Annotated in this window: 21 protein-coding genes; 13 read left to right on the top strand and 8 right to left on the bottom strand. The window is 64.0% G+C overall.

The window, feature by feature from the left end:
- Nucleotides 1–58 precede the first annotated feature (58 nt).
- The gene (locus ACIPZG_RS08385; RefSeq protein WP_008095244.1) at nt 59–622 is read left to right on the top strand and encodes a helix-turn-helix domain-containing protein; all 564 of its coding nucleotides are present in this window, start codon (nt 59–61) and stop codon (nt 620–622) included.
- A 23-nt stretch (nt 623–645) separates the two neighbouring features.
- On the opposite strand, the gene ACIPZG_RS08380 is transcribed toward ACIPZG_RS08385, so the two are convergent.
- Nucleotides 646–972 (bottom strand): hypothetical protein, encoded by a 327-nt coding sequence (locus tag ACIPZG_RS08380; protein WP_400712164.1) that lies wholly within the window; start codon nt 970–972, stop codon nt 646–648.
- Between the two features lie 193 nt (nt 973–1,165).
- Here ACIPZG_RS08380 and ACIPZG_RS08375 point away from each other — a divergent pair, with 193 nt between their 5' ends.
- Nucleotides 1,166–1,972, top strand: coding sequence for a lytic transglycosylase domain-containing protein (locus ACIPZG_RS08375; protein WP_400712161.1), 807 nt, complete (start codon nt 1,166–1,168; stop codon nt 1,970–1,972).
- A gap of 105 nt (nt 1,973–2,077) precedes the next feature.
- Here the strand turns inward: ACIPZG_RS08375 and ACIPZG_RS08370 are convergent, their stop codons facing one another.
- The 6 genes from ACIPZG_RS08370 to ACIPZG_RS08345 all read right to left on the bottom strand — a co-directional run bounded on the left by ACIPZG_RS08370 (nt 2,078) and on the right by ACIPZG_RS08345 (nt 8,488).
- Complete coding sequence (locus ACIPZG_RS08370; RefSeq protein WP_400712158.1) at nt 2,078–2,848, bottom strand: SDR family oxidoreductase; 771 nt, start codon at nt 2,846–2,848, stop codon at nt 2,078–2,080.
- On the bottom strand, nt 2,845–3,840 hold the full coding sequence (locus tag ACIPZG_RS08365) for an NAD(P)H-quinone oxidoreductase (RefSeq protein WP_400712155.1): 996 nt from the start codon (nt 3,838–3,840) through the stop codon (nt 2,845–2,847). The genes ACIPZG_RS08370 and ACIPZG_RS08365 overlap by 4 nt, the downstream gene beginning before the upstream one ends.
- A gap of 14 nt (nt 3,841–3,854) precedes the next feature.
- Entirely contained in the window at nt 3,855–4,559 is a 705-nt protein-coding gene (locus ACIPZG_RS08360) for an ABC transporter ATP-binding protein (protein WP_400712152.1), read from the bottom strand.
- Nucleotides 4,546–6,324, bottom strand: a complete 1,779-nt coding sequence (locus ACIPZG_RS08355; protein ID WP_400712149.1) for a branched-chain amino acid ABC transporter ATP-binding protein/permease — start codon at nt 6,322–6,324, stop codon at nt 4,546–4,548. The genes ACIPZG_RS08360 and ACIPZG_RS08355 overlap by 14 nt, the downstream gene beginning before the upstream one ends.
- 10 nt (nt 6,325–6,334) lie before the next feature.
- Nucleotides 6,335–7,213, bottom strand: coding sequence for a branched-chain amino acid ABC transporter permease (locus ACIPZG_RS08350; protein WP_400712146.1), 879 nt, complete (start codon nt 7,211–7,213; stop codon nt 6,335–6,337).
- A 63-nt stretch (nt 7,214–7,276) separates the two neighbouring features.
- A complete protein-coding gene (locus tag ACIPZG_RS08345; RefSeq protein WP_400712143.1) occupies nt 7,277–8,488 on the bottom strand; it encodes an ABC transporter substrate-binding protein in 1,212 nt (403 codons plus the stop codon).
- Nucleotides 8,489–8,685: 197 nt separating this feature from the next.
- Between ACIPZG_RS08345 and ACIPZG_RS08340 the strand changes: the two genes are divergently transcribed.
- From ACIPZG_RS08340 to ACIPZG_RS08320, 5 genes are all read left to right on the top strand, one after another.
- Nucleotides 8,686–9,714, top strand: coding sequence for a substrate-binding domain-containing protein (locus ACIPZG_RS08340; protein ID WP_400712140.1), 1,029 nt, complete (start codon nt 8,686–8,688; stop codon nt 9,712–9,714).
- A 59-nt stretch (nt 9,715–9,773) separates the two neighbouring features.
- The gene (locus tag ACIPZG_RS08335) at nt 9,774–10,658 is read left to right on the top strand and encodes a LysR family transcriptional regulator (protein ID WP_400712222.1); all 885 of its coding nucleotides are present in this window, start codon (nt 9,774–9,776) and stop codon (nt 10,656–10,658) included.
- Between the two features lie 169 nt (nt 10,659–10,827).
- Nucleotides 10,828–12,261 (top strand): aldehyde dehydrogenase family protein, encoded by a 1,434-nt coding sequence (locus tag ACIPZG_RS08330; protein ID WP_400712137.1) that lies wholly within the window; start codon nt 10,828–10,830, stop codon nt 12,259–12,261.
- Nucleotides 12,262–12,266: 5 nt separating this feature from the next.
- A complete protein-coding gene (locus ACIPZG_RS08325) occupies nt 12,267–13,088 on the top strand; it encodes a shikimate dehydrogenase family protein (RefSeq protein ID WP_400712134.1) in 822 nt (273 codons plus the stop codon).
- Nucleotides 13,081–14,676, top strand: a complete 1,596-nt coding sequence (locus ACIPZG_RS08320) for a GMC family oxidoreductase (RefSeq protein WP_400712131.1) — start codon at nt 13,081–13,083, stop codon at nt 14,674–14,676. The genes ACIPZG_RS08325 and ACIPZG_RS08320 overlap by 8 nt, the downstream gene beginning before the upstream one ends.
- Nucleotides 14,677–14,741: 65 nt before the next feature.
- Here ACIPZG_RS08320 and ACIPZG_RS08315 read toward each other — a convergent pair whose 3' ends face one another.
- Entirely contained in the window at nt 14,742–15,656 is a 915-nt protein-coding gene (locus tag ACIPZG_RS08315; protein ID WP_400639900.1) for a LysR family transcriptional regulator, read from the bottom strand.
- A gap of 206 nt (nt 15,657–15,862) precedes the next feature.
- Between ACIPZG_RS08315 and ACIPZG_RS08310 the strand changes: the two genes are divergently transcribed.
- From ACIPZG_RS08310 to pgm, 6 genes are all read left to right on the top strand, one after another.
- Nucleotides 15,863–16,885, top strand: coding sequence for a zinc-dependent alcohol dehydrogenase family protein (locus tag ACIPZG_RS08310; protein ID WP_400712128.1), 1,023 nt, complete (start codon nt 15,863–15,865; stop codon nt 16,883–16,885).
- A gap of 490 nt (nt 16,886–17,375) precedes the next feature.
- Nucleotides 17,376–18,740, top strand: coding sequence for a hypothetical protein (locus tag ACIPZG_RS08305; RefSeq protein WP_400712125.1), 1,365 nt, complete (start codon nt 17,376–17,378; stop codon nt 18,738–18,740).
- The gene (locus tag ACIPZG_RS08300; RefSeq protein ID WP_400712122.1) at nt 18,740–20,080 is read left to right on the top strand and encodes a GntR family transcriptional regulator; all 1,341 of its coding nucleotides are present in this window, start codon (nt 18,740–18,742) and stop codon (nt 20,078–20,080) included. The genes ACIPZG_RS08305 and ACIPZG_RS08300 overlap by 1 nt, the downstream gene beginning before the upstream one ends.
- A gap of 118 nt (nt 20,081–20,198) precedes the next feature.
- The gene (locus ACIPZG_RS08295; RefSeq protein ID WP_400712119.1) at nt 20,199–21,848 is read left to right on the top strand and encodes a VRR-NUC domain-containing protein; all 1,650 of its coding nucleotides are present in this window, start codon (nt 20,199–20,201) and stop codon (nt 21,846–21,848) included.
- Entirely contained in the window at nt 21,845–24,106 is a 2,262-nt protein-coding gene (locus ACIPZG_RS08290) for an ATP-dependent DNA helicase (protein ID WP_400712116.1), read from the top strand. Before ACIPZG_RS08295 ends, ACIPZG_RS08290 begins: the two co-directional genes overlap by 4 nt.
- Nucleotides 24,107–24,190: 84 nt before the next feature.
- Nucleotides 24,191–25,828 carry a phosphoglucomutase (alpha-D-glucose-1,6-bisphosphate-dependent) gene (gene pgm / locus ACIPZG_RS08285; protein WP_400712113.1) on the top strand — a complete coding sequence of 546 codons (1,638 nt, stop codon included), beginning with the start codon at nt 24,191–24,193 and terminating at the stop codon, nt 25,826–25,828.
- Nucleotides 25,829–25,844 lie beyond the last annotated feature (16 nt).

The following is a 25,844-nucleotide window of genomic DNA, read 5'->3' as shown; positions in this document are numbered from 1 at the left end:
GAATTTATTCAGGTATTTTCCATGCCAATAATTCATTTATTACTGGCCACGCTTGATCATGGTTCACACGTTAGTGCACGAAGAAATTGAAGAGCTGGCCACACTGATTCGCGACCTGCGCAAGTTCAAAGGCCTGACTTTAGGCGAGCTGGCGCAACGCATCGGTCGTTCGGTGGGCTTTCTCTCCCAGGTTGAACGCGGCGTTTCGCGCCCGACCGTGGCGGACTTGACGGCCATCAGCGAAGCACTCGGTGTATCGACGGCGTATTTCTACAACCTGGACAAGCCCCGTGGCCTGAGTTGGGTGACGCGTCCGCATGAGCGCCGTATGTTGCATTTCGACGGTGGTATCAAGGATGTGCTGGTCTCACCCACCATCACCGGTGGATTTTCCATGCTCGATAGCCACCTTGAACCCGGGGCCACGAGCGGGGAAGAATTCCTCAATGACAGCTCGGAGCAGGGCTGCTTCGTGCTCGAAGGCGAGCTGACCGTCTGGCTGGACGAGGGCGAGCCGGTAACGCTTCATGCCAATGACAGTTTTCAGCTGCAGTCCCATGCAAAGTTCCGTTATGCCAATTTGACGGACAAGCCTACCCGCGTGCTTTGGGTATTCAACTGACGGCACCAGGGCCTTTGCCGACCTCAGCGATCGGCCTCGCGCAAATAGCCATGCAATGCCTCGCCCAGCACATCGAACACCCGGGCGATCCGTTTGATCTTGCGCAGATCACCGTGCATCGCAATCCACACCTCGACGTCGAAGCCGAAACTGCCTGGCAGCACTTCGATCAGTTCGTAATCCTTGGCAATCCGCGTCGGACAGAGACCGAAACCCAGCCCTGCTTTCAGCGCGGACAGTTGCGCAAGGTGGTTATCGGAGGCGATCGCGAAATGTTGGTCCGCTTCGCACAACCCGGCTTCGACGATCCGGGGCAACCGTGGCTGGCGCTGCCTGAAGGCGTTGCGCAATGGGAAGAAAGCCCGACGCCCGAGGCGTTTGCCAATGCGCTGGTTTGAATCGAGCCTGTGCTTCAACGCCAGTCTCAAGGCCGGTTACAAGGGGAGGGGCAAGGGGTATAACTACCAGAACAACAGGCGGGGCACCCGGAACCACCCGGCAAAAGGCAGGGCCCGAGCCTGATCGGCGGCGCGCAGCGATATGATGAGTTCCCAAGCATGGCGATGGGCTCGCAAGAGCCTCCTTGGCGGCATCGGGCTGGCCGTGCTGGTCGCGCCATTGTGCGCCAGCGCCATGTTCAAGTGCCAAGCCAGTGACGGAACCATCAGCTACACAAGCCAAGCCATCACCAGCGCCCGCTGCACCCGCGAGAATGGCGCGGCGGGCGCCGCTGTTGGCGTCAAGGCAAAGGCCCAGCCACGGATCGTGCATTTCGACGACCCCGGCGCGGTGCGGGTGCGGGTGTACACCTTCATGCACAGGGGCGTTCGGCAATATGTAAGCCGGCACCCTGTCGGGATCTCGGCACGGGTCGATGTCCTTGATCTCTATTACATCAAGGGCTGCTATCTGTGCATGGCGCCGAAGGATTTCAACGTCGCTTCACTGCGCCTGGACACGCAATCCTATCGGCGCGAGATCGAAGCCGCTGCGGCTCTATATGGTGTAGACAGGGCGCTGGTCCGCGCCGTGATACATGCCGAATCGGCGTTTCGCGCCAACGCCATCTCCCTAGCCGGCGCCCAAGGGCTGATGCAGTTGATGCCCGCCACCGCCGAGCGCTTCGCCTTGGACGATCCGTTCGACGCACGGCAGAACATTCGTGGCGGTGTGCGCTACCTGGCTTGGCTGCTCAAGCGCTTCAACGGCAACCAGATGCTGGCGTTGGCAGGTTACAACGCCGGCGAAGCGTCCGTGGTCGAGTACAACGGGGTGCCTCCCTACGCCGAGACGCAAACCTACGTCACCCGCGTGCAGTCCTTGACCGAGCGTTATCGCAATCATCGCTAGTACCGCGAGGCGCCTGCGCGCGGCCCTTCAAGGCGCGCCGAACAGCATCGTCCAGTACACACCCTCATTGCTACGCGAGTTCTCGGCATAGGCGGCACCCATCGGTCAGCGCATGAGCCAGCCGCCCGCCACATCGAGTACCTGGCCGGTGATGAAGGCGCTGTCCGGCGCACTCAGGTAACACGCGGCGTCGGCCACTTCCCAGGGCTGTCCCAGCCTGTTCAGCGGCGTATCGGCGATAACCGCCTCATTGGCCGCCGAGGCGACGGTTCTCAGCAGGGGCGTTTCGATGCGTCCGGGTGCCAAGGCATTGGCCGTGATGCCATAGGCGCCCAGCTCTCCTGCCAGGTGTCGGGTGAAGCCGATGATGGCCGCCTTGGTGGCACTGTAGTGGGCGGCCACCAGGGACAGGTAGGCGCTGCCTGCCACCGAGGACATGCTGATGATGCGGCCGAAGCGTTGCTCGACCATTGCTGGCGTAAGCAAACGCGTGAGATTGAAGGCACCGTTGAGGTTGACGGCCACTACCTGCTGCCATTCTTCCGGGCTCATTTGCCAGATCGGCGCGGGATTGCCTCCATGCTTGGGGGATATGCCTGCATTGTTGATGAGGGTATCGATAGTGCCGATTTCCTCGGCCAGCAGACTGCAGGCGTGATGGCATTGTCCGAAGTCACCGACATCCGCAGCTTGCCAGGCAACCTTGAATCCTTGGGCACGCAATCGTTCGCCCTGTGCGTGTACAGCTTGCGGGTTGAGGTCGAGCAGCGCGACGCTGGCGCCTTCCTCGCAGTAGCGCTGCGCAATCGCCGCACCGATACCGCTCGCAGCGCCTGAAACGAGCACATTTCTACCCCTGTGACGACCTGCAATCATGGATTGATCTCCAACATTATCTTGCCAATGTGACGACTGCTTTCCATCAGTGCATGGGCCTGGGCGGCTTCATGCAATGGGAAAGTGCAATGGATGACGGGCAGGCATCGGCCGGCGCTGAGCAATGGCCAGACATGGGCCTGCAGGGCATCGGCGATGGCCGCCTTTTCCGCCTTGGGCCGGGCCCGCAGGGTCGAGCCGGTGAATGTCAGGCGCTTGAGCATGATCGGCATGACGTCCAGCTGGGCCTGGCTGCCCTCGAGGAAGGCGATCTGTACCAAACGGCCCTCCACCGCCAGGGCATCGAGGTTGCGTTGAATGTAGCCGCCCCCGACCATGTCCAGGATCACGTTCACGCCCTTGCCCTCGGTCTGCGCCCGGACCACCGCGGTAAAATCTTCCTCGCGGTAATTGATGGCTCGGCTGGCGCCAGCGTTGCGGCAGGCCTGTAGCTTGGTCTCACTGCCCGCAGTGGCCAGCACCTGTGCGCCGAACTGGCTGGCCAGCTGGATCGCGGTCAGCCCTATACCGCTGGAGCCGCCGTGTACCAGAACGGTTTCGCCGGTTTGCAGGTGGCCACGCTCGAACAGGTTGGTCCACACAGTGAAGTAGTTTTCCGGCAGCGCCGCGGCCTGCAGCAGCGACAAACCGTCGGGGATCGGCAGGCAGTGCGCTGCCGGCGCGCAGCAGTATTCGGCATAACCGCCGCCTGGCGTGAGTGCGCACACCTGCGCACCTACCTGCAGGCCCTGCACCGCAGTGCCGACCGCCACCACTTCGCCCGAGACCTCCAGGCCCAGGTAGGGGGATGCATCGGCAGGTGGCGGGTAGCTGCCCGAACGCTGTAGTACATCCGGGCGGTTCACACCGGCATAGGCGACGCGTATCAGCACTTCGTCCGCAGCTGGCGTGGGAATGCCGACCTCGGCCACACGCAGGCAGTCAGCGCCGCCCCCTGGGCGGTGATCAATCAACAGCATTTTCCGGCTCATGGCGTGTCGCTCCTTCATAGCCCGAGGTAGGCACGTTTCACGTGCGGGTTGTCCAGCAACGCCTGCCCTGTGCCGGTCAGCGTGATGCTGCCGTTCTCCAACACGTAGCCGCGGTGGGCGACACGCAAGGTGTGAACGATGTTCTGTTCGACGATCAGTACCGTTGTGCCCAGCGCAAGGATCTTGTCGATGATCCCGAACACCTGGGAAACCAGCAGCGGCGATAACCCCAGTGAGGGCTCGTCGAAGACCAGGAGCTTGGGGTCGGACATGAGCCCCCGAGCGATGGCGACCATCTGCTGTTCACCGCCGGACAGCGAGCCGGCATGCTGCTCCAGCCGCTCACGCACCCGTGGGAACAACTCCAGCACCTGCTCCAGGCGCTGCTTGACCGCAGGCCGGGCAGCCTTCTTGTAGGCACCCATCAGCAGGTTGTCGCGCACGCTGATGAAGGGGAACAGCTGGCGGCCTTCAGGAATCAGCGTGATGCCAGCGGCGACGATCTCGTCGGGGGCGCAGCCGTCTAGTCGGCGGCCGTCGAATTCAACGGTGCCCTGGGAAGGTTTGATCAGGCCGCAGAGGCTGCGCAGCGTGGTGGTCTTGCCGGCACCATTGGCGCCCAGCAGGGTCACCACCTCACCAGCCTTGACCTCGAGAGAGACGCCTCGCAGCACCTCGGTGTTGCCATAGCCTGCGTGAATGTTGTCAAGCCGCAGCATGGTCGTACTCCTTGCCCAGATAAGCTTCGATGACTTGCGGGTTGCTCACCACGGCTTGCGGTTCGCCATCCATCAGGACCGCACCGGTACTGATCACCACGATGCGGTCGGACAACGTCATGGTTGCCTGCATGATGTGTTCGATCATCAGCACACTGACGCCGGTGTCTCGCACGCGGAGGATGATCTCGATGGCCTTGCCGACATCGGTGGGGTTCAGGCCCGCCATGACTTCGTCCAGCAACAGCACCCGTGGCCGCGTGGCCAGCGCACGGGCCATTTCCAGGCGCTTCATGCCACCGACGGTGAGGTTGCGTGCGCGGGTATCGAGCAATGGGCCAAGGTCGGTGAGCGTGGCAACCTCGGTGGCAATCTGTCGGGCCTCGGCGGGATCGTGGGTATGCAGGAACGCGCCCAGCATGATGTTTTCGCACACGCTCAGGTCGGCGAACGGCTGCACGATCTGGAACGTGCGGCCGATGCCGGCCACGGCGAATTGCGCTGGGCTGGAGGGGCTGACCCAGTGGCCGTCGACGGTGCGTACCTTGACCTGGCCCGAGGAGGGCTGGATGAAGCCCGAGAGCTGGTTGAACACGGTGGTCTTGCCGGCACCGTTGGGGCCGATCACACCCACGATCTCGCCTTCGTTGAGGGTCAGGGACACATCGTTGGTGGCATGCAGCCCACCGAAGAACTTGTGCAGGTTTTCTGCGACCAGGATCGGTTGGCCAGCGCTCGCAGAAGGTTGTTGGACAGGGCGCGCAGGGGCAGGCGGCAGGGTGGCGCGCTTGGCGCCTGGCAGCCGGTCCACCCAGGCGCCGATACGCTGCCCGAAACGCCCGACCAGCCCCTGTGGAATGGTCAGCACGAACGCCACCAACACCAGGCCATAGACCAGGCCATGCACGCCACTGCCAGCGTCCCCCAGCCAGCCGCGAGCGAGTTCGGCCAGCGGCAGGACGATCACCGTACCGATCAGTGGCCCCGACAAGGTCCCCAGGCCGCCGATCAGGGCAAACATGGCGATCTGGATGGACAGCTCCAGCGAAAACATCGCACCCGGTTCGATGAAGGTCAGGTACATGGCGTGGAAGCTGCCGATCAGGCTGGTCAGCGCGGCCGAAAGCGCCACGGCAATCAGTTTGACCTTTACCGCGTTGACGCCAACAGCCTGGGCAGCATCCTCACGCTCGCGCACGGCAATCAGGTAGTAGCCCAGGCGCGAGTGCTTGATCTTCCAGGACACCAGCAAGGTGATCGCAAGGAAGCCGAAAGCGATCAGCAGGTAAGGCCAGCGAGCCCGGAACAGCATCCATTCGGCGCCGAGTTTGAGCGGCACGGCCAGGCCTGCGGCGCCGCCGGTGAGGTCATGCTGATTGATCACCAGCAGGCGGATCACCTCCAGTACCGCGATGGTGGCCAGCGCGAAGAAGGGGCCACGCAAGCGGAAACAGGGCCAGCTGATGACCACGGCCAGCGCGGTGGATACCGCTGCTCCCAGGAGCATGCCGACCCACGGGCTGAGGTTCAGGTGCAGCAGGAGCAGGGTGCTGACATAGGCACCCGTGCCGTAGAACACCGCATGGCCAAGGGACAACTGCCCGGCGAAACCGCCAACGATGTTCCAGGCGCTGGCCAGCGCCGCGTAGCTGCAGATCAGGATGAACAGATGGAAGACAAAGTTGGAGCCCACCGAAAACGGGATAACCAGCAGCAGCGACAGCGCCGCCAGGCTGAGGTAGATGCGCGGGTGCAGAAGGTTCATCGGTAAGCTCCTACTCTGAGCCACGCCCGGCACCGAACAGGCCGGTGGGGCGGAAAATGAGAATCGCCAGGAAGATCAGGAAGTACACGACCTCCTTGAGGTCCGGGGCGATGTAGTAGCCCGCCAGGCTGTCGACCACGCCGATCAGCAGCGAGCCAACCAAGGCGCCGGAAAGGCTGCCGAGGCCACCCAGGACCACGATGACGAAAGCGGTCAGGACGAAGAAGGTGCCAAAGGTAGGGAACACCGGGTACTGCGGGGCGATCATCGCTGCCGCCAGGCCTAGGCAGGCGCAACCCAGGCCGAAGGCGAAGATGTAGATGCGGTTCACGTTCACGCCCATCAGCAGGGCGGCGTTGCGATGCTGCGCGGTGGCCCGTACGGCGCGCCCGAGGAAGGTGTTGTGCAGGAACCAGTGCAGGCCGCCGACCAGTGCCAGCGAGGTCAGGAAGGTCAGCAACTGGCCTGTGTTTGCCCGCAGCGGACCGACCGTCAGGCTACCGGCCCCCAGGCCGCTGGGGTTGCTCACGGTGAGCACGTCGGCGCCGAACACCATCAAGGCGGCGTTCATCAGGGCGATCGACACGCCGACGGTGGCAAAAATCTGGATGTGCCCCTCGGCGGCCAACAGCGGCTGGATGATGAAGCGCTGCATACCTGCGCCCAGCACGAACAGCAGTGCCACCGCAGGCACGACCGTGGCGTAGGGATGCAGGCCGAAATGCACGTTCATCAGGTAGACCGCGTACATGCCGATCATCAGGAACTCGCCATGGGCGAAGTTGACGACCCGGACGATACCGAAGATCAGCGTCAGCCCGATGCTGATGATGGCCAGCGTGCCACCGAGCAACACGCCGTTGAGCAGAAGTTGCAGGAAGATATCCATGAAAGCTCCTCATGCGCAGGCCGCGCGCCATGCCATGGCGCGTGCCTGCGTGCAGCGAGTGGGTCAGGGCTGGCTGGCCAGGGTGGCCTGAGCGACGGCGGCGTCCTGCGGATATACGGTTTTCAGCACCCCTTGCTGCCACTGCATGATGGTGGTTTGCGCCCTTTCGTTCTGGCCGTTGGCGGCGAACTTGGCGCCGATGTTCGCTGCCGTCTGCCCGACCGGAATGTCGATGGTCTTGACGGCCTCACGGATATCGTCCGCGTCGTACGACTTGGCGTTGGCCATGGCGTCGAGGAACACCTTGGCACCGACGTAGTTGATCAGGCTGTGACCGGATCGTGGTTCGCTGCCGTAGCGCGCCCGGTAGGCCTCGGCGAACGCGGCAATACCCGGAGCGCCGGCTTCGTTGGTCTGGAACTGCGGGAAGTCGACGTCCAGCACACCCTCGATGTTCTGCGCGCCAACCACCTTGACGGTGTCCTGCATGGAGTAACCACCGCCGGCGCCGATGATGGCCTTGGGCGTGAAGCCGGCTTCGCGGATTTGTCGGAAGAACAGGGTGGTGTCGTTCTGGTAGGAGGTCTGCAGTACCACGTCGGCGCCGGCACCTTTGAGGCGCAGGATCAGCGACGACAGGTCGACGGCCTTGGCGGAGTAGGGCAGCACCTCCACCACTTGCAGCCCTTCCTTGGCGGCCAGCTCTTTCTGGAAGTTGGCAATGGTGGTGCCGTACAGCGCGTCTTCGTGGATGATCGCGATCTTCAGGCTCTTGGCGTCGACGTTCAGCTGCGGCGCAACCAGGTGGGTGATCGCAGTGATGGTGCCTTCGGCAAAATTGCGCGCCGTCGGGTTGCTGCGATAGACATTCTGCAGGCCGCGTTCGGTGATGTTGTCGGCCACTGCGCCGAGCTCGAAGTAAGGGATTGCGGCCAGTTCGGTGACCTGGGTGGCGGCGAAGGAGAGGGCGGAAGAGTAACTTCCGAACACGGCTACCACGTTGTCGCTGGAGGTAAGCCGGCGGGCGGCACTGACTGCCTGGGCGGCGTCCACGGCGTCGGCCTTGACCAGCTTGATCGGCTCCCCCTTGAGCCCGCCGGCGGCGTTGCGTTCGGCTACGGCCAGCTCAACGCCACGGTAGCTTTCGTCGCCGAGCAAAGCCAGGGACCCGCTGAGTGGGTAGAGGGCACCGATCTGCACATCGGCATGGGCTGTCAGCGAGGCCGACAGGGTAAGGGCAGCGAGGCCGTTGATGGCCCAAGGCATTATTTTCATTGTGTTGCCTCCTGGTATGGCAGCCTGGGCGCTTAAAATTGAACCGGTTCAAGTTGCCGGCCAAAAAAAACACCTTTCAAGGCGTTGGTAGCGTGGCTGTTGTCTTATTGTTGATTCAGGACGACCTGGTTCAAATATGAACCGGTTCATTTTTAGTGGTGGTGGTACACTGCTGTCAAGCAGGAGTCTCAACACCCATGACAAAAAACGACAAACCGAAGCTGCGAGATGTGGCACGGCTGGCCGGCGTCTCGCTGGGCAGTGCCTCGCGTGCGTTGTCCAACCCTGACCAGGTCAAGCCGGCCACCCTGGCCAAGGTCGACGCCGCCGTACGGCAGTTGCAGTACGTGATGGACGGTGCTGCGCGGGCCCTGGCCCTGCGGCGTACCTTCAGCGTGGCGGCGATTTTCCCGACGCTGAACAACCCGATCTATGCCGACTCGATCCAGGCCCTGCAGCAGCGCCTCAACGCCTGTGGCTACCAGTTGATCATCGCCTCCCACGAGTACGACCGCGAGCGGGAGCTCAGCAGTGTGCGCAATTTCATCGAGCGCGGCGTGGAAGGTGTATTCCTGGTGGGGACCGACCATGATGCGGCGGTGTTCGAACTGCTGCACCGCTCACAGCGCCCCTATGTGCTGATGTGGTCGGTAGATGACTGCCGTGAGCACTGTGCGGTGGGTTTCAGCAACGTGCGTGGCGGAGAGCTGATCGCCGAGCATGTGCTCGCGCTCGGCCATCGGGAGGTGGCCATTCTCACCGGCCAGCGGCAGTACAACGAACGCGCCAGGTACCGTATCGAGGGCGTGCGTCAGCGCTTTGCGCGGCTCGGTATCGAAGTGCCCGAAAACCGCATCGTCGAACAGCCGTTCAGCCTCGAGGGCGGGCGGGCCGGCTTCGAACAGGTGCTGGCCATGCAGCCGCGCCCGACAGCGCTGATCTGCACCACCGACCTGCTGGCGCTGGGCGCTTGCGAGCAGGCCAAGCGGCGGCAACTGAGTGTGCCGGCGGACATGACCATTACCGGGTTCGACGATATCAGTTTCAGTGCAATTGCCTCGCCGTCGCTGACCTCGATCAGCATCCCAATTTTTGAGATCGGCCGCATCAGCGCTGATACGCTGATCGCGCAGATCGAAGGCGTGACGGTGGACCCGGTCACCGAGCTGGATATCGCTCTGGTCGTGCGGGAAAGCAGCGAGAAGCTCGGACCGGGTCAGCCGTAGCACGGTTGCCATTGCTCAAGCGGGGAAGTGCAGGGTTGGACAAGGAAAACTATTCGCAGATGCTGGCGTTTCTCTGGGCCCACGAGCACCAGAGCTTCTCGGCTGCCGCCCGCGCCAATGACCTGTCGCCGTCGGCGATCAGCAAACTGGTGACGCGGCTGGAGAACCGGCTTTGCGTCCGGCTTTTTCAACGGGGTACCCGCACGCTGACCTTGACCGAGGAGGGCGCCGTCTACTTGCGCAGCGCTCGGGCAGTCATGGACGCCATGGCCGAAGCCGATTCGCTGGCGGAGGCTTTTCCAGCCACGCTGAGTGGTACCTTGCGGATCCACACCATGGCGACCTTCGCCAAGCACCAGATCATTCCCTGGCTACCAGGGTTCCTTGCGGATAACCCGGGCTTGTCCGTGATGATCGATGTGGGGGCCCAGTATGTCGACCAGTTCGATCAGGGCCTGGACATCGCCATCCATAGCGGCGTGCTCCCTGACTCGTCGCGTGTGGCGCGGCGAATCGGCGAGACCAACTGGATCACCTGTGCGGCGCCGAGTTATCTGCAATACCGAGGCTACCCGGAAAAGCCCGAAGACTTGCTGCAGCATGACTGCTACCACTTCGCCTTCGACAGCCCCTGGAACACCTGGGGCTACGAGTACCAGGGCGAGACGACGACCGTGCCTGTGCGCCCGCGATCCACCTTCACCCAGGGCGACCTGCTGCGCGCCATCGCCCTGAATGGCGGCGGGATCGTACGGCTTGCCGATTTCCACATAGGCGACGACCTGAAGGCTGGCCGTCTGGTCCCGGTGCTGGAGGACTATCGCTCTCGCATCGCCCAGCCCATCTACTTGGTGTACCCCGACCGCAAGAACCTCAGCCCGCGGATCAAGGCCTTTATCAGCGCGATCGAGAAGCGCATTGTCGAGCACCCCTGGAGCCTCTGAACCCAACCTCTGCCACAGGGTTTGATCCTTAGGAAAACCCCCTTTGCCTGGCGATCATACCTGCGCCGGGCCTTTGCCGATTAAGGTGTTGCCACTGTGCTTTCGGGCTCGCGCCGGCTGCGTGAACCCCAAGCTGATCAGTCCCGACACTTTGCTTTCGGAAAAGGCCATGAATAAAAACTACATTGCAGGCGAGTGGGTCGAAGGGCCCGCTATCAACCGAAACATCAACCCTTCGGATACCAACGAGGTGGTGGGCGAGTATGCCAGGGGCGATGCGCGCCAGGCCGAGCAAGCCGTGGAGGCTGCCCATGCGGCACAACCCGCCTGGGCTCGGTTGACCGCCGAGCAGCGCGGTGATGCGTTGGACCGCATCGGTTCCGAGATTCTTGCCCGCAAGGAAGAGCTCGGCATGCTGCTGTCCCGCGAGGAGGGCAAGACGCTGGTGGAGGGCATTGGCGAGGCGACGCGCGCAGGCCGTGTGTTCAAGTTCTTCGCCGGTGAGGCGTTGCGTTTATCGGGCGAGCGCCTGGCCAGCATTCGTCCGGGTGTCGAAGCCGATGTACGCCGTGAACCCGAAGGCGTGGTTGGCATCATCACCCCCTGGAACTTCCCCATTGCCATCCCCGCTTGGAAAATTGCACCGGCCTTGGCCTATGGCAACGCAGTGGTGTTCAAGCCGGCGGACCTGGTGCCGGGCAGCGCCTGGGCACTGGCGGAAATCATCAGCCGCGCCGGCCAGTTGCCCGCGGGCGTCTTCAATCTGGTCATGGGGCCGGGGTCGCAGGTCGGCGACGTGTTTGCCAAGCACCCCAAAGTCAGGGCGCTGTCGTTTACCGGCTCGACCCACACCGGGCGCTCGGTGGGGCTGGAATGCATGGCCCGGGGCGCCAAGGTACAGCTTGAAATGGGCGGGAAGAACCCGTTGGTAGTACTGAACGATGCCAACCTGGAGCAGGCCGTCGAAGTGGCGGTACAGGGGGCATTCTTCTCGACCGGCCAGCGCTGTACCGCTTCGAGCCGCTTCATTGTCGAAGACGCCATTCACGATCGCTTCGTCGCTGCGGTCGTCGAGCGGCTCACCGCGCTGAAGGTCGACAACGCCATCAAGGCAGGGACCGATATCGGTCCGGTCGTCTGCGAAAGCCAGCTGCAGCAGGATTGCGACTACATCGACATCGCCACCCGCGAGGGTGGGCGCCTGGTGTTCGGTGGCGAGCGCGTAGAGCGTGCAACCCAGGGTTACTACCTGACCCCGGCACTGATCGTCGACACCGAAAATCATATGCGGATCAACCGTGAAGAGGTGTTTGGCCCGGTGGCCAGCGTGGTCCGCGCCAGGGATTACGAAGATGCGCTGCGCCTGGCCAACGACACCGAGTTCGGCTTGTCATCCGGTATCTGCACCACATCGCTCAAGCATGCCAGTGACTTCAAGGCCCGTTCCACGGCTGGCATGGTCATGGTCAATGTGCCGACAGCGGGTGTCGACTACAACGCTCCTTTCGGCGGGCGCAAAGGCTCCAGTTACGGTGCGCGGGAGCAAGGACCGTTCGCACGCGAGTTCTACACCGCTATCAAGACCACGTACACGCAGGCTTGAGTACCATGCACGAACTATCGAATTGCCCAAGCAAAATTACCGGCAACACGCGCCTGTTCGCCATCATCGCGGACCCGATACATCACGTGAAAACACCAGAAGACATGAATGCGTTGATGGTCGCAAGGGGAGTCGACCGGGTGATGGTGCCGATTCACGTCGGCCTAGCTCAGCTTGCCGCTGCGGTCGATGGCTTGCGGGCCATGCAGAACCTGGACGGGTTCGTGGTGACGGTTCCCCACAAGAGCGCCATCGTCTCATTGTGCGACAGCGTGTCAGCAGCCGCCCGCCAGGTCGGCGCGGTCAATGTCGTGCGTCGTGATGCCGAAGGCCGGCTGCATGGCGACATCCTCGACGGCGTGGGGTTCGTGGCTGGGCTGCGCAAGGCGGCGATCGAGCCTGCCGGCATGAGCGTCTACCTGGCAGGTGCCGGAGGGGCCGCGCAGGCGATCGCTTTCGCGCTCGCCGAGGCTGGTGTGGCGACGCTGACGATCGCCAACCGCACCGAAGCCAAAGCCCAGGCGTTGGTGGATCGACTTTCAGGGCTGTTCCCGGGCGTGGCATTCCAGGTCGGTTCGCGGGATCCCGTGGGGCATGACCTGGTCATCAACGCCACCTCGATGGGGCTGCGCGAAACCGATGATTACCCGTGCGAGGTGCAGCATCTGGTGCCGGGGCAGATTGTGGCCGAGATCATCATGCAACCGGAGCACACGGCGCTGCTGGCGGCGGCTGCCCAGCGTGGCTGCCGGGTCCATCCGGGACGGCCCATGCTGCAGTGCCAAATTGAGCTGATGGCCGCGGCCATGGGGGTGCACCATGAATAGTTACGACTATGTCATCGTCGGCGGCGGTACCGCCGGTTGCATCCTCGCCAACCGCCTGACCGCGTCGGGCAAGCACCGTGTGCTGGTGCTGGAGGCCGGCGGCGAGCCCGATGGTCGCTGGATTTCGATCCCGGCCGGCTTCAGCAAGCTGATGGTCGACAAGCGTTTCAACTGGAACTTCAAGACCAAGCCCGAAGCCGGGACCTACGACCGCGAGATTGCGGTGCCACGTGGGCGTGGCCTGGGCGGCTCGACGCTGATCAACGGCATGATCTACGTGCGTGGGCAGCCAGCGGATTATGACGCTTGGGCACAAACCGGTGCCAAGGGCTGGAACTTCGAGACGCTCAAGCCTTACTTCAGCAGGATCGAGCACTATGCGTCCGGGGATGAGACGCGGGGGCATGACGGCCCGATGCATATCCACCAGGTCAGCGAGCGCTTCCCGCTGTCCAGCGCTTTCCTGGAGGCTGCGGCACAGGATGGGCAACCCTACAACGAGGACTATAACGGCCCCGACCAGACCGGTTTTGGTTACTACCAGGTGGCGCAAAAGGCCGGCCGGCGCTGGAGTGTGGTGGACGGCTACCTGAAGCCCGCCCGGGCACGGGCGAACCTGCACATCGTCACGCATGCGCATGTGCTGCGTATCGACTTGCAAGGTCAGCGCTGCACGGGCGTGACCTATGTGCATAAAGACACGCAAGTCAGTGTCAAGGCCAGCGTCGAGGTGATCCTGTGCGCGGGGGCGATCCAGTCACCGCAGTTGCTGGAGTTGTCGGGCATCGGGCAAGCCGAGGTGCTGCACGCGGCCGGCGTGCCGCTCAAGCACGCGTTGTCGGGGGTAGGGGAGAACTACATCGATCACTTCGCCACCCGCATGAACTGGCGCCTGAAAGGTGTCGTGACCCTCAACCAGCTGGCGCGCGGCTGGCGCCTAGGGCTGGCGGTGACCGAGTACTTCACTCGACGAACGGGCATTCTCACACTGGGCACGGGCCTGGTGCACGGGTTTGTCAAGACCGACCCTAGCCTGCCGACGCCGGATGTCCAGTTTTTCTTCGTGCATGCAAGCTACGCGAACGCGGCTAACCGGGTCCTGGACCGGCATCCTGGCATGACCATCGGTGTCAGCCAGTTGCGCCCAAAATCCATGGGCTCGGTGCACATCGAAAGCGGCGACCGCAACGCCATGCCGGCAATCCGGCCCAACATGCTGGCCGCGCACGAGGACCAGCAGTGCATAGTCGAAGGCATGAAAATCGCGCGTCGAATCGTCATGCAGCCGGCAATGGCGCGCTATGTCGAAACGGAGACCAGCCCAGGCCTCAATGCCCAGTCGGATGAGCAATGGCTGGATTTTGCCCGCCAGACCGGGCAGACCATCTACCACCCCCTAGGCACCTGCAGGATGGGCGAAGACGCGGCCGCGGTCGTCGACTCGCGCCTGAGGGTGCATGGCTTGCAGGGGGTGCGGGTGGTCGATGCTTCGGTCATGCCCTCCATGGTGTCGGGGAACATCCAGGGCGCGGTGATGGCCGTCGCGGAGCGGGCGGCCGACCTGATTCTGGAAGACTTCCGGGCATAGGCAGCGTGGCGTGTGGCAGGCCGGAAGGCCTGCCACTCGGTGAGTCAGCAGCTCGTGGTGTTCACCTAGAGACTATCGGGATCCCCGAAGAACATCTGTATCCGCGACCGCAACCACCGCTCCGCCGGATCATTGTCCTGCGCCCCCCGCCAAGCCATGTGCAGCTCGAAACTGCGCACCTCGATCGGCAGCTCCTCGGCGCGCAACCCGCCAGCGGCAGTCAGCGCATCCGCCGTGTAGTCCGGCACGGTGGCCACGATATCGGTCCCCGCCAGCAGACTCCCCAGGCCATTGAACTGCGGCACGGCCAGCACCACGTGGCGTTTGCGGCCGATTTCCTCCAGCGCTTCGTCGATGAACCCGGAAAGGTCGCCGGCGAACGACACCAGTGCATGCGGCCTGGCGCAGAAATCGTCCAGGGTGATGCTGCCCGGCACGCTGTCGGCGCGCAGCAGCTTGGGCATGCTGCGGCGCAGCACCTTGCGCTTGGCGTTAGCCGGCAGTTCATTGGTGTAGCTCACACCCACCGAGATTTCGCCCGAGGCCAGCAGGGTCGGCATCAGCAGGTAGTTGACCCGGCGTACCACCAGCACAATGCCCGGCGCCTCGGCGCGAATGCGCTTGAGCAGTTGCGGCAGCAGGGCGAATTCGGCGTCGTCCGACAGGCCGATGCGGAACACGGCGTTGCTGGTGGCCGGGTCGAACTCGGCGGCGCGGCTGACGGCGGTGGAGATCGAGTCCAGCGCCGGGGAGAGCAGGGCGAAGATCTCGTTGGCGCGCGCCGAGGGCTCCATGCTGCGACCGGTGCGCACGAACAACGGGTCGTCGAACAGGTTGCGCAGGCGCGACAGGGCCGCGCTGATCGCCGGCTGGCCGAGGAACAGCTTCTCGGCGGCACGGGTCACGCTACGCTCATGCATCAGGGTTTCGAACACGATCAGCAAGTTGAGGTCTACGCGACGCAGGTCGTTTCGATTCATCGGTGCGCTTCGCCTTAAATGGGGCAGAGGTGAATCTTAAGGCCAAAGGCTGTTACCCTGCACCGATTTCCGGGTGCCAATGCACAGGAAAGCCAGGTGCCCAATCGATGACAGGCATGTCGACTATTAACCGCCACTGATGGTCTAACGGCTAAAGCCCGGATAAGGTTCGTGGTAATACGAGGTTCACACAGGCGAGGTATGCGATGTCCCGCATGATCCGTTTCCACAAGTTCGGCGCTGCCGATGTGCTCCGTTGCGAGGAGCAGGCCGAACCATCCCCTGCCGTTGGCGAGGTGCAGATCCGCGTCGAGGCGATTGGCGTGAGCTGGTACGACGTGCTCTGGCGGCAGAACCTGGCACCGTCCCAGGCCCGCCTGCCGGCCGGGATCGGCAGTGAGATGGCGGGCGTGGTGACGGCGGTCGGCGAAGGTGTCGAAGATATCGCGGTCGGTGACCGGGTGGCCAGCTTCCCGGCCGCCAGTGCCAACGAGCATCCGGTGTATGGCGATGTCATCGTGCTGCCGCGCACCGCCATTACCCGTTACCCGGACGTGCTCACGCCGATCGAAGCCAGCGTGCACTACACGCCCTTGCTCATCGCCTACTTCGCCTACGTCGATCTGGCCCGGGCCAAGGCCGGGCAGACCGCCCTGGTGACCGACGCCAGCCACTGCGCGGGTCCTGCGTTCGTGCAGCTGGGCAAGGCGCTGGGGCTCACGGTCTTCGCCGCCACCAAGGAACCCGAGCAGCGCGAATACCTGCTGGGGCTGGGGGCCGACAAGGTGATCGTCACCGAAGAGCAGGACCTGCTGATGCAGGTTGGTAAGTACACCAACGGGCGCGGCGTGGACATGGTCCTCGATGGCATGGGTGGGCCACAGATGTCGCTGCTCGGCGATGTGCTGGCGCCGCGTGGCAGCCTGGTGCTGTATGGCCTGCAAGGGGGCAATCAGACACCGTTCCCGGCCTGTGCGGCGTTCCAGAAGAACATTCAGTTCTACGTGCACTGCATCGGCAACTTCACCGGCAAGCCGGAGCTGGGCATCACCCAGGATCAGGTGGCCTTGCAGCGTGCCTTGCGCGACATCAACCAGTTCACCGCCGACCAACTGCTGACACCGCAGATCATCAAGGTGTTTCCGTTCAGTCAGGTGGTCGAGGCCCATCAGTGCATGGATGAGTGTCCGTGTGGCGGGCGGGTCGTGCTGGATATGGGACAGCCCTGAGAGGGCGATGGCAACGAAATGGACCCGGGCTAAGCCCGGGTTTTTTCTGCCTGCAGAATAAGAAAATTCCTACAAATAAACTTCAATTTTCCTGTGTGCTTTCCGCGCTAAATATGTCTGTCGATGCCACTTTCCTGAAGTCGCTTTCTGTTTTCTCGATGAGTGATTGATTGCTGGGGTATTTGTCTTCTGACTGCATGGTTTTTTTACCGGCATCTGTATCTTTTATTCGTTCAGCAACGCTTGATAATGGCGCAGTGATACTTAACGCAAGGAGCGTGCGATGGAGAAGGGGTGGCCCCACACCGGGCTAGGGCGCAGGGCAGCTGGTGCGCGAAGGGGATCTTTTTTCTCGATGGCCTGGCGACAGAGTTTCGCTACTTCAGTTTTTCCTAAATATAAATAGGAATTTTCTCCTATTGATTTCGTCGCGCAGTTATTGATTTAAACATCCACTGCGCGACGTGTGACTGAAGCAGTGAGGTGACCCGTGAGCCATATTCACGATCAGGCTATGCACTATATATACCAACAAGTTCTAGAGCGTTTGTTGGGCCATATGACCCAACCCCAGCGTGCCTCATTGCAGTTGCTTATCCAGCGTTTGCTGGTGACGTCCGGAGGACCGGAATACATCGGTACTTTCAAATTGCTCGTGGTGCAGGGCGCCGATAACCGCAGCGCCCGACTGCTGGCCATCTTGCGTGCCGCGCAGTTGAGCATCGCCCTGCGCGCACCGTTGACCTTCCAGTTGGAGGTACGGGTGGTGGGCCTGCCGGCGACCGGACGCATGCTGCTGGAGCAACATCAGCGTTGTTTCGACAACCTGTTCATGCATGACGATCCGCGCGTTCACTTGCAGATGGTCACGGCGGGGAGGGTGGTGCCCTTCGACCGCCAGCCCAGGGCCTGTGAGCCCTGGACATCGGCACGCGATGCGATGTTACTGTTCGGCCATCTGATCGACACGCGGCCCGAAGCGCTGCTGGGTAGCCGCATGCACCTGGAACTGGCCGCCGCCGTGGGGCTGACCTGCGAAGACCAGCCTTGCGCAGATGCGCTGGTGACCGCCATGCCTGTGGGCGAGCGGCGCCGTTACCTGGCCTGGGCCCGCAGGGGCTTGCGCCTTGCGGGGGACACTGGCCAGCTCACTGCGACCCCTTGCCTGGCGAGCCTTGCCGAGCGACTGCGTCAGTTGCATGGGCTTGCCGGGCTACCGGTGGGCGAGCCGGAAATGCCTAGCCATGAGCCGCTTGCACAAGCGCCGATGCGGCTACTGGCCATTGATGATCTATTGCCCCAGCTGCTGTGTGAGGGGGCGCTCGATCGCATGATGGAGCAGCCTTTCGCGCCGTTGCAGGACACCATGCCGCTGGCGGCCTACCTGGACCCGCTGGCAGTGGCGCAGTTGCAGGCGCTGCGCGAGCGCTGCCTGGCGCCGGCCCGGCCACGGGAGGCGTTGCGGTTGGTTGGCCAGCGGGCCTCGGGCAGTCCGCAAAGGCCACAGCCCGCGCGCCTCACCCAGGTTCATGGCGTTGACCAGGCCCAGCTCATCTGCATGCTGTATGGCCCTTTCGCCGAACAGGGGCGGGGGTTGGAGCGCTTTCTGCAGTGTCGCCACCCCGACATGCTGGTGGCCTTGCCTTATCTGCACCGTGCCTTGCAAGGCAAACCTTGCCCTGACGCGGTCAAAAACTGGCTGGTCAATACCAGCGGTCTGTCACTTCGGCATTTGCGGGTTGTCTATGCTGGGCATCTGCAGCACGGTACTCGGCGTTTGTTGGCGGCGCTGGCGCGGCGCGATGTGCACCTGCGCTTGCTGCCCCGCCCGACGGATCGCGAGGCGTCATCCTGATGGGGCGTGAGTTCGCCTACCTCAAGGTCTATCGCTATCTGCAAGCGTTGATCGACCAAGCCGAGCGGGGCGGGGAGCCGCGCCTGCCCTCGTTGCGTGCCTTGGCCCGGCATCTGCGGGTGTCGCTGGCTACCGTGCAGGCGGCCTATGGCCTGCTGGAAAATGAAGGGCGTGTGCGGTCGGTGGCGAAATCCGGCTACTTCGTGCAGCCCCGCGGCAATGGGGGCGCAAATCGCTTGCGCCGCTGCCCCGAGCCCGTGCAGTCGAGCCTCGAAGGTTCGCTGTTCGCCCACGAGCGGCGTTTGGCGCGCCAGCGAGCGCAGGTGCACGCCGTGTCGCCGTTCAGTGCTGGCACGCGCCTGCGGGAAGTGTTGGCGCACCGCTATACCCGCACGGGCAGCCAGCCCTGGAAGCCGGAGCATGTGCACCTGGGCCCCGACGTGCAGGCATTGCTGGAAACGCTGCTGGCAGCCTTGGCGCTGCAAGGGAGCACGGTCCTGGTAGCGTCACCCTGTTGCTGGCGTTTGCTGCAGGTTTTGCAGCGCTTTGGCTTGCAGGTGCTGGAAGTGCCCCTGGATCATCATGGCAGCTTCGATCTTGCCAGCCTGGCACGGCAGCTCGGGCAAGGCACGGTGCGGATGTTGATCATGCCGTCGTGCCTGGGGCTGCCCGGCGGGCGAATGATTTCGCCGCACGATCAGCAACAGCTTGCCCACCTGCTGGCACGGCATCCGGTCTGGTTGCTGGAGAATGATCTGGACAGCGAACGCCGTTTCACCTCGTCGCCCGGCACGTATCTGCGTGACTGGGTCGATCAACGCTGGCTACTGGTGCTGGGTTCCTTGGAAGCCACGGTCGGGGCCGAGGCACCCTACGCCTATGTGCTTGGCCGGCATCCGGCCATGGGCGAAGCGTTTGCCCGGCGTGCGTATCAATTGCCGCCGCTGCGCCAGCAGGCTCTGGCCCAGATGTTCGCCAGAGGGGAGATAGACGAACACCTGAACCGCCAGCGTGTGGCCCTGGCCCGGCGCATGCGACAGCTCTGTCATCAACTGCAGGCGCACCTGGGCGGGCAACTGGACTTTGCCGTGCCCGAGGGTGGGCATGCCGTGTGGGTACGGCTGCTGGAGCCGGTGTCGGTGGATCGCGTGGCGACGGCGATGGCTGGCACCGTCTTGCCAGCACTGGCGGGCGCTCAGTTCAGCGCGCATGGGCGCTATCAACACCACCTGCTGCTGACCTGGACGGGTGAGGGGGCCGACGCGCTGCGCGAGGCGGTCTGCAAGTTGGGCGAAACACTGGCGCAGCCCGGCGGTCGGCAGGCGAAAGACGAAGGGTGAGCGAGCGCCATTCGTCGGCAGGTCGCCGTGCCTCAGGCAAGGCGATCCACGGGTGCTTGCCAGTGCGTGTTATCTGTATGTATAAACAGTATCCGTGCCTGCTGACCGACCGTGCCTTGTGATTGCCCATTCCGTCGATGACCCGCTGTACTACCTGCATAACTTTCGCCAGGTGTTGCAGTGGGTTGAACAACGCTATGCCGACCTGCTCGACGCTCAGGAACTGACCTTCCTGCAGGCCTTCGCCGCCCTGGAGCAACCGGCCCAGGCGCTGATGGTGCGCATGGTGATGCGTAAGGGCGAGCTGTTTCGCAGCGACCGTCTCGACTATGCCGAGATCGGCGATACCGTGCGCGCCCTGCAGCCACTGCAGGCGTTGGGCTGGGTACGCGAGCCCGAGCAGTTGAGCCTTGAGCAGTTGTTCGCGTTGCTGCGCAAGGACGAGCTGGCCCAGTGTTTCGCCCAGCAACTGAGCCGGCCTCGCGCCGCCAAGCGCGACCTGTTCGACCAGTTGCAAGCCCTGGCACTGGCGCCCAGGCCGCTGTCGCGATGGTACGCCGATGCGCCCGTGTGCATTCTTCAGTGGTGCCTGCAGCCGCTGTGCGACCGCATGCGCTTGCTGTTCTTCGGCAACCTGTATCAGGACTGGTCGGACTTCGTACTGACCGACCTAGGCCTGCTGCGCTTCGAACAAGTGCCGTTCAGCCCCGGCTCACGCGCCCTGCAGCAACGCAGTGAGGTCGACCTGGCGATGGCCTTGCACCAGTGTGCCGAGCGCCTGGAACAAGGTGAGGCACCTGCGGCGATCCTCGATGACCTGGCCCCGTGGCGCAGCGACAACCCGTGGCTGACCCGGCGCCATGGGCGCCTGTTGTTTGCCCTGGGCCAGCAGTGCGAGCGGCTGGGCGACTGGGACCAGGCCCTGTCGGTGTATGCCCGCAGCAGCCATGCACAAGCGCGCATCCGCCAGGTGCGAGTGCTCGAACGCAGCGAGCGCTGGCCACAGGCCCATGAATTGGCCCTGCAACTGGCGGCGGCACCCGCCAACGCGCTGGAAGTGCAGGCGCTGGAGCGCATGCTGCCGCGGCTGGCGCGCAAGCTCGGCGGGCCCGCGCAACCGCGCCGACGTACCCTGGCGCCGCAGCTGATCGAGCTGGAGCTGCCGCGCGAGTTCGCTGCACAGGGTGTCGAGGAGGCGGTGCGCCAACACCTGACGCAGGCCGGCGGGCAGGTGCACTACGTGGAAAACACGCTGCTCAACAGCCTGTTCGGCCTGTTGTGTTGGGACGCGATTTTCGCGCCGGTCCCTGGCGCATTCTTCAATCCGTTCCAGGCCGCGCCCCAGGACTTGCACGACAGCGATTTCCAGCTACGCCGTGCAGCGCTGTTCGATGCCTGCCTAGGAAGGCTCGACGATGGCACGCATCGCCAGGCCATCCTCGATTGCTTTGCCGCCAAGCATGGCCTGCAATCGCCGTTCGTGTTCTGGCAGATGCTTGATCAGGCCTTGCTCGAACAGGCGTTGGCCTGCCTGCCGCCCGCACACCTCAAGCAGTGTTTCCTGCGCCTGCTGCAGGACATCCGCAACAACCGCGCCGGCATGCCCGACCTGATCCAGTTCTGGCCCGAGCAGGGCCAGTACCGCATGGTCGAGGTCAAGGGCCCGGGTGATCGTCTGCAGGATAACCAGTTGCGTTGGCTGGCGTTCTGCGCCGAACACGGCTTGCCGGTGGCGGTTTGTCATGTGCGCTGGAGTGAGCCGGCGTGAGCTACAGGGTGGCAGTGCGCGCCCTGTGCGAGTTCGGTGCCAAGGTGGGTGACCTGGACCTGCGCTTTACCCCATCGCCCACTGCTCAGGAGGGCATCGAAGGCCACCGTCGGGTGGTGGCCAGGCGTGCCGCCGGCTATGAGGCGGAAGTCCCCCTCGAAGGCCATTATCAAGGCTTGCAGGTGCGCGGCCGTGCCGACGGCTATGACCCTGTCGCCAACCGCTTGGAGGAGATCAAGACCTACCGCGGCGACCTGACGCGCCAGCCGGCCAACCATCGCCAGTTGCACTGGGCCCAGGCCAAGGTCTATGCCTGGCTCTTGTGCCAAACGCGGCAGTTGCCCGCCATCGAGGTGGCGCTGGTGTACCTGGACGTCGACAACGACGGCCAGACGCTGATCAGCGAACACTACAGTGCCGATACCTTGCGCACCTTCTTCGAAACCCAGTGCCAGTGCTTCCTGGCCTGGGCCCAAGGCCAGGAACGCCGCCTGGCCGAGCGTGACCAGGGCCTTCAGGCCCTGGCGTTTCCCTACCCGCAGTTCCGCCAGGGCCAGCGCCAGCTGGCCGAGACCCTGTACAAGGCGGTGAGCACCGGGCGCTGCCTGATGGCCCAGGCCAGCACGGGCATCGGCAAGACCCTGGGCACGCTGTTTCCGCTGCTCAAGGCCATGGTCCCGCAACTGCTCGACAAGCTGTTTTTCCTGACGGCCAAGACGCCGGGCCGGGCGCTGGCGCTGGATGCGCTTCGGCAGATGACCGAGGCCGCCCCGCAACCCGCCTTGCGCACCCTGGAGCTGATCGCCCGGGACAAAGCCTGCGAGCACCCCGGCAAGGCCTGCCACGGCGACTCCTGCCCATTGGCCCAGGGTTTCTACGACCGCCTGCCTGCCGCACGCGAGGCAGCGGCGCAGCGCCCCTTGCTGGACCGCGACAACCTGCGTGAGGTGGCCCTTGCGCACCAGGTCTGCCCGTACTACCTGGGCCAGGAGATGGCCCGCTGGGTAGATGTGCTGGTGGCGGACTACAACTACTACTTCGACGCCCACGCCTTGCTCTTCAGCCTGGCCCAGGCCAACCAGTGGCGCGTCGCGGCGCTGGTGGACGAGGCGCACAACCTGGTCGAGCGCGGCCGTGGCATGTACAGCGCCAGCCTTGATCAGGGCCAGTTGCTCGCCTTGCGCCAGAGCAAGCCGCAAGGTCTGACCAGCGCGCTGGACCGGCTGAACCGCCAGTGGAATGCCCTGTACAAGGCGCAGCGGGCGCCTTATCAGGCCAGCGAGCGATTGCCCGATGATTTTCTGCGCGCGTTGCAGCAGTGCATCGGACTGATCCAGGAACGCCTGAACCAGCAGCCCGCCGAGCTGGACCCACAGGTGCTGCAGTTCTTCTACCAGGCCCTGCAGTTCAGCCGGGTCGCCGAGCTGTTCGATGAGCATTTCCTGTTCGACATCACCCTGCGCGAGGGCCCGCGCAAGCGCAAGTTGGCCAGCCTCTGCCTGCGCAACGTCAACCCGGCCCGTCTGCTTGGCCCGCGCATGCAGGCCGCGCGCAGCGTGACGCTGTTTTCCGCCACCCTCAGCCCACGGCATTTCTATACCGACCTGCTGGGCATGCCAGCCGACACCGCCTGGCTGGAAGTGGCCGCGCCGTTTCGTGCCGAACAGCTCGAGGTGCGCATCGCCAGCCAGGTCTCGACCCGCTACGGCGAGCGCCAGGCATCGCTGGCGCCGATCGTGGCGCTGATTGCCGATCAGTACCAGCGCCAGCCGGGCAACTACCTGGCGTTCTTCAGCAGCTTCGAATACCTGCAGCAGGTGGCCAGCCTGCTGGCCGAACAACACCCCGCGATCCCGTTGTGGGCCCAGGCACCTGGCATGGATGAAGCGGCACGCCAGGCGTTTCTCGATCGCTTCGTGGCCGATGGCCAGGGGGTCGGTTTCGCCGTGCTCGGGGGTGCCTTCGGCGAAGGCGTGGACCTGCCCGGCACGCGCTTGATCGGGGCCTTCGTCGCCACCCTTGGTCTCCCCCAGGTCAACCCGGTCAACGAGCAGTTCAAGCAACGCCTGGGCCGCCAGTTTGGCGCGGGGTTCGACTATGCCTACCTGTACCCGGGCGTGCGCAAGGTTATCCAGGCGGCTGGGCGGGTCATTCGGGGCGACCAGGACCGTGGCGTGCTGGTGCTGATCGATCAGCGCTTCGCCGAAACGCGGGTGCAGCAGATGTTTCCCAGCTGGTGGCGAACGGCCAGCGAATAATCCCGACGGGCCGTCGCGCGGCATTGCAACTCCCAGTACACTGCGTGTTCCAACCCCAACATCCGTTGAACTCGAGGTTTCTGCATGACGCTCAGTCCTTTGGCAGGCAAGCCGGCTCCGGCCAGCGTGCTGGTCGATATCCCCCGCCTGCTCACCGCTTACTACACCGGCCGCCCTGACGCCGCCGTAGCGGCCCAGCGCGTGGCCTTCGGCACCTCGGGACACCGGGGCAGTTCGTTCGATCTGAGCTTCAACGAAAGCCACGTGCTGGCGATCACCCAGGCGATCTGCCTGTACCGCCAGGAAAAAGGCATCGACGGCCCGCTGTTCATCGGTGCCGATACCCACGCCTTGTCCGCGCCGGCCGCCGCCAGCGCGCTGGAAGTGCTGGCGGCCAATGGCGTGCAGGTGATGCTGTCCAAAGACGACGAGTACACCCCGACGCCTGCGGTGTCGCATGCCATCCTTTGCTACAACCGTGGCCGTGCCCAGGGCCTGGCCGATGGCATCGTCATCACCCCCTCGCACAACCCGCCGCAAAGCGGTGGCTTCAAGTACAACCCGCCCAATGGCGGCCCGGCCGACAGCGATGTGACCAAATGGATCGAGGCCAAGGCCAACGAACTGCTGGCCGCGGACCTCGCCGGGGTCAAGCGCATGGACTATGCCCAGGCGCTGCAGGCGCCGACCACCCAACGCCATGACTACATCGAACACTACGTGGCCGACCTGGAAAACGTCATCGACTTCGACGTGATTCGCGCCGCCAACCTGCGCCTGGGTGTCGACCCGCTGGGCGGGGCAGGGGTGCGCTACTGGTCGGCGATCGCCGAGCGCTACCAACTGAACCTGGAAGTGGTCAACACCGAGGTCGACCCGACCTTCCGCTTCATGACCGTCGACTGGGACGGCCAGATTCGCATGGACCCGTCCTCGCCCTACGCCATGCAAGGCCTGATCGGCTTGCGCGAGCGCTTCGACGTGGCCTTCGCCTGCGACCCGGACCATGACCGTCACGGCATCGTTACCGCCGATGGGCTGCTGCAGCCGAACAACTACCTGGCCGTGGCCATCGACTACCTGTACCGCCACCGTCCGCAATGGCGCAGCGATGCCGCGGTAGGCAAGACCGTGGTGTCCAGCGGCATGATCGACCGGGTGACCGAGCGTCTGGGGCGTGAGCTGTATGAGGTGCCGGTGGGCTTCAAGTTCTTTGCCCAGGGCCTGTTCGACGGTTCGTTGGGCTTTGGCGGCGAGGAGAGCGCCGGCGCTTCGTTCCTGCGCAAGGACGGTACGGTCTGGGCCACCGACAAGGACGGCCTGATCCCGGCGCTGCTGGCGGCCGAAATGACCGCGCGCACCGGCCGCAACCCGAGCCAGGCCTATGACGACCTCACGCAAGCGCTGGGCAAGCCGTTTGCTACCCGTGTCGAGGCCAAGGCCGATGCGCGGCAGAAGGCGTTGTTGAGCAAGCTGGCGCCAGAGCAGGTCAAGTCGACTGAGCTGGCGGGTGAGCCGATTGTGCAGATTCTCAGCCACGCACCGGGCAACGGCCAGGCGATTGGTGGGCTGAAGGTGATGACTGCCAACGGCTGGTTTGCCGCGCGGCCTTCGGGCACCGAGGATATCTACAAGATCTACGCCGAGAGTTTTGTCGACGAGGCGCACCTGCAGCGCCTGGTGGCGGAAGCACAGGTGTTGGTGGATGCGGCGATTGCCTGATTGATCGGTGACTGGG

Source organism: Pseudomonas sp. NPDC089395 (assembly GCF_044749525.1).
Classification (GTDB): Bacteria; Pseudomonadota; Gammaproteobacteria; order Pseudomonadales; family Pseudomonadaceae; genus Aquipseudomonas.
This window is presented reverse-complemented; position numbering and strand designations above follow the sequence as displayed.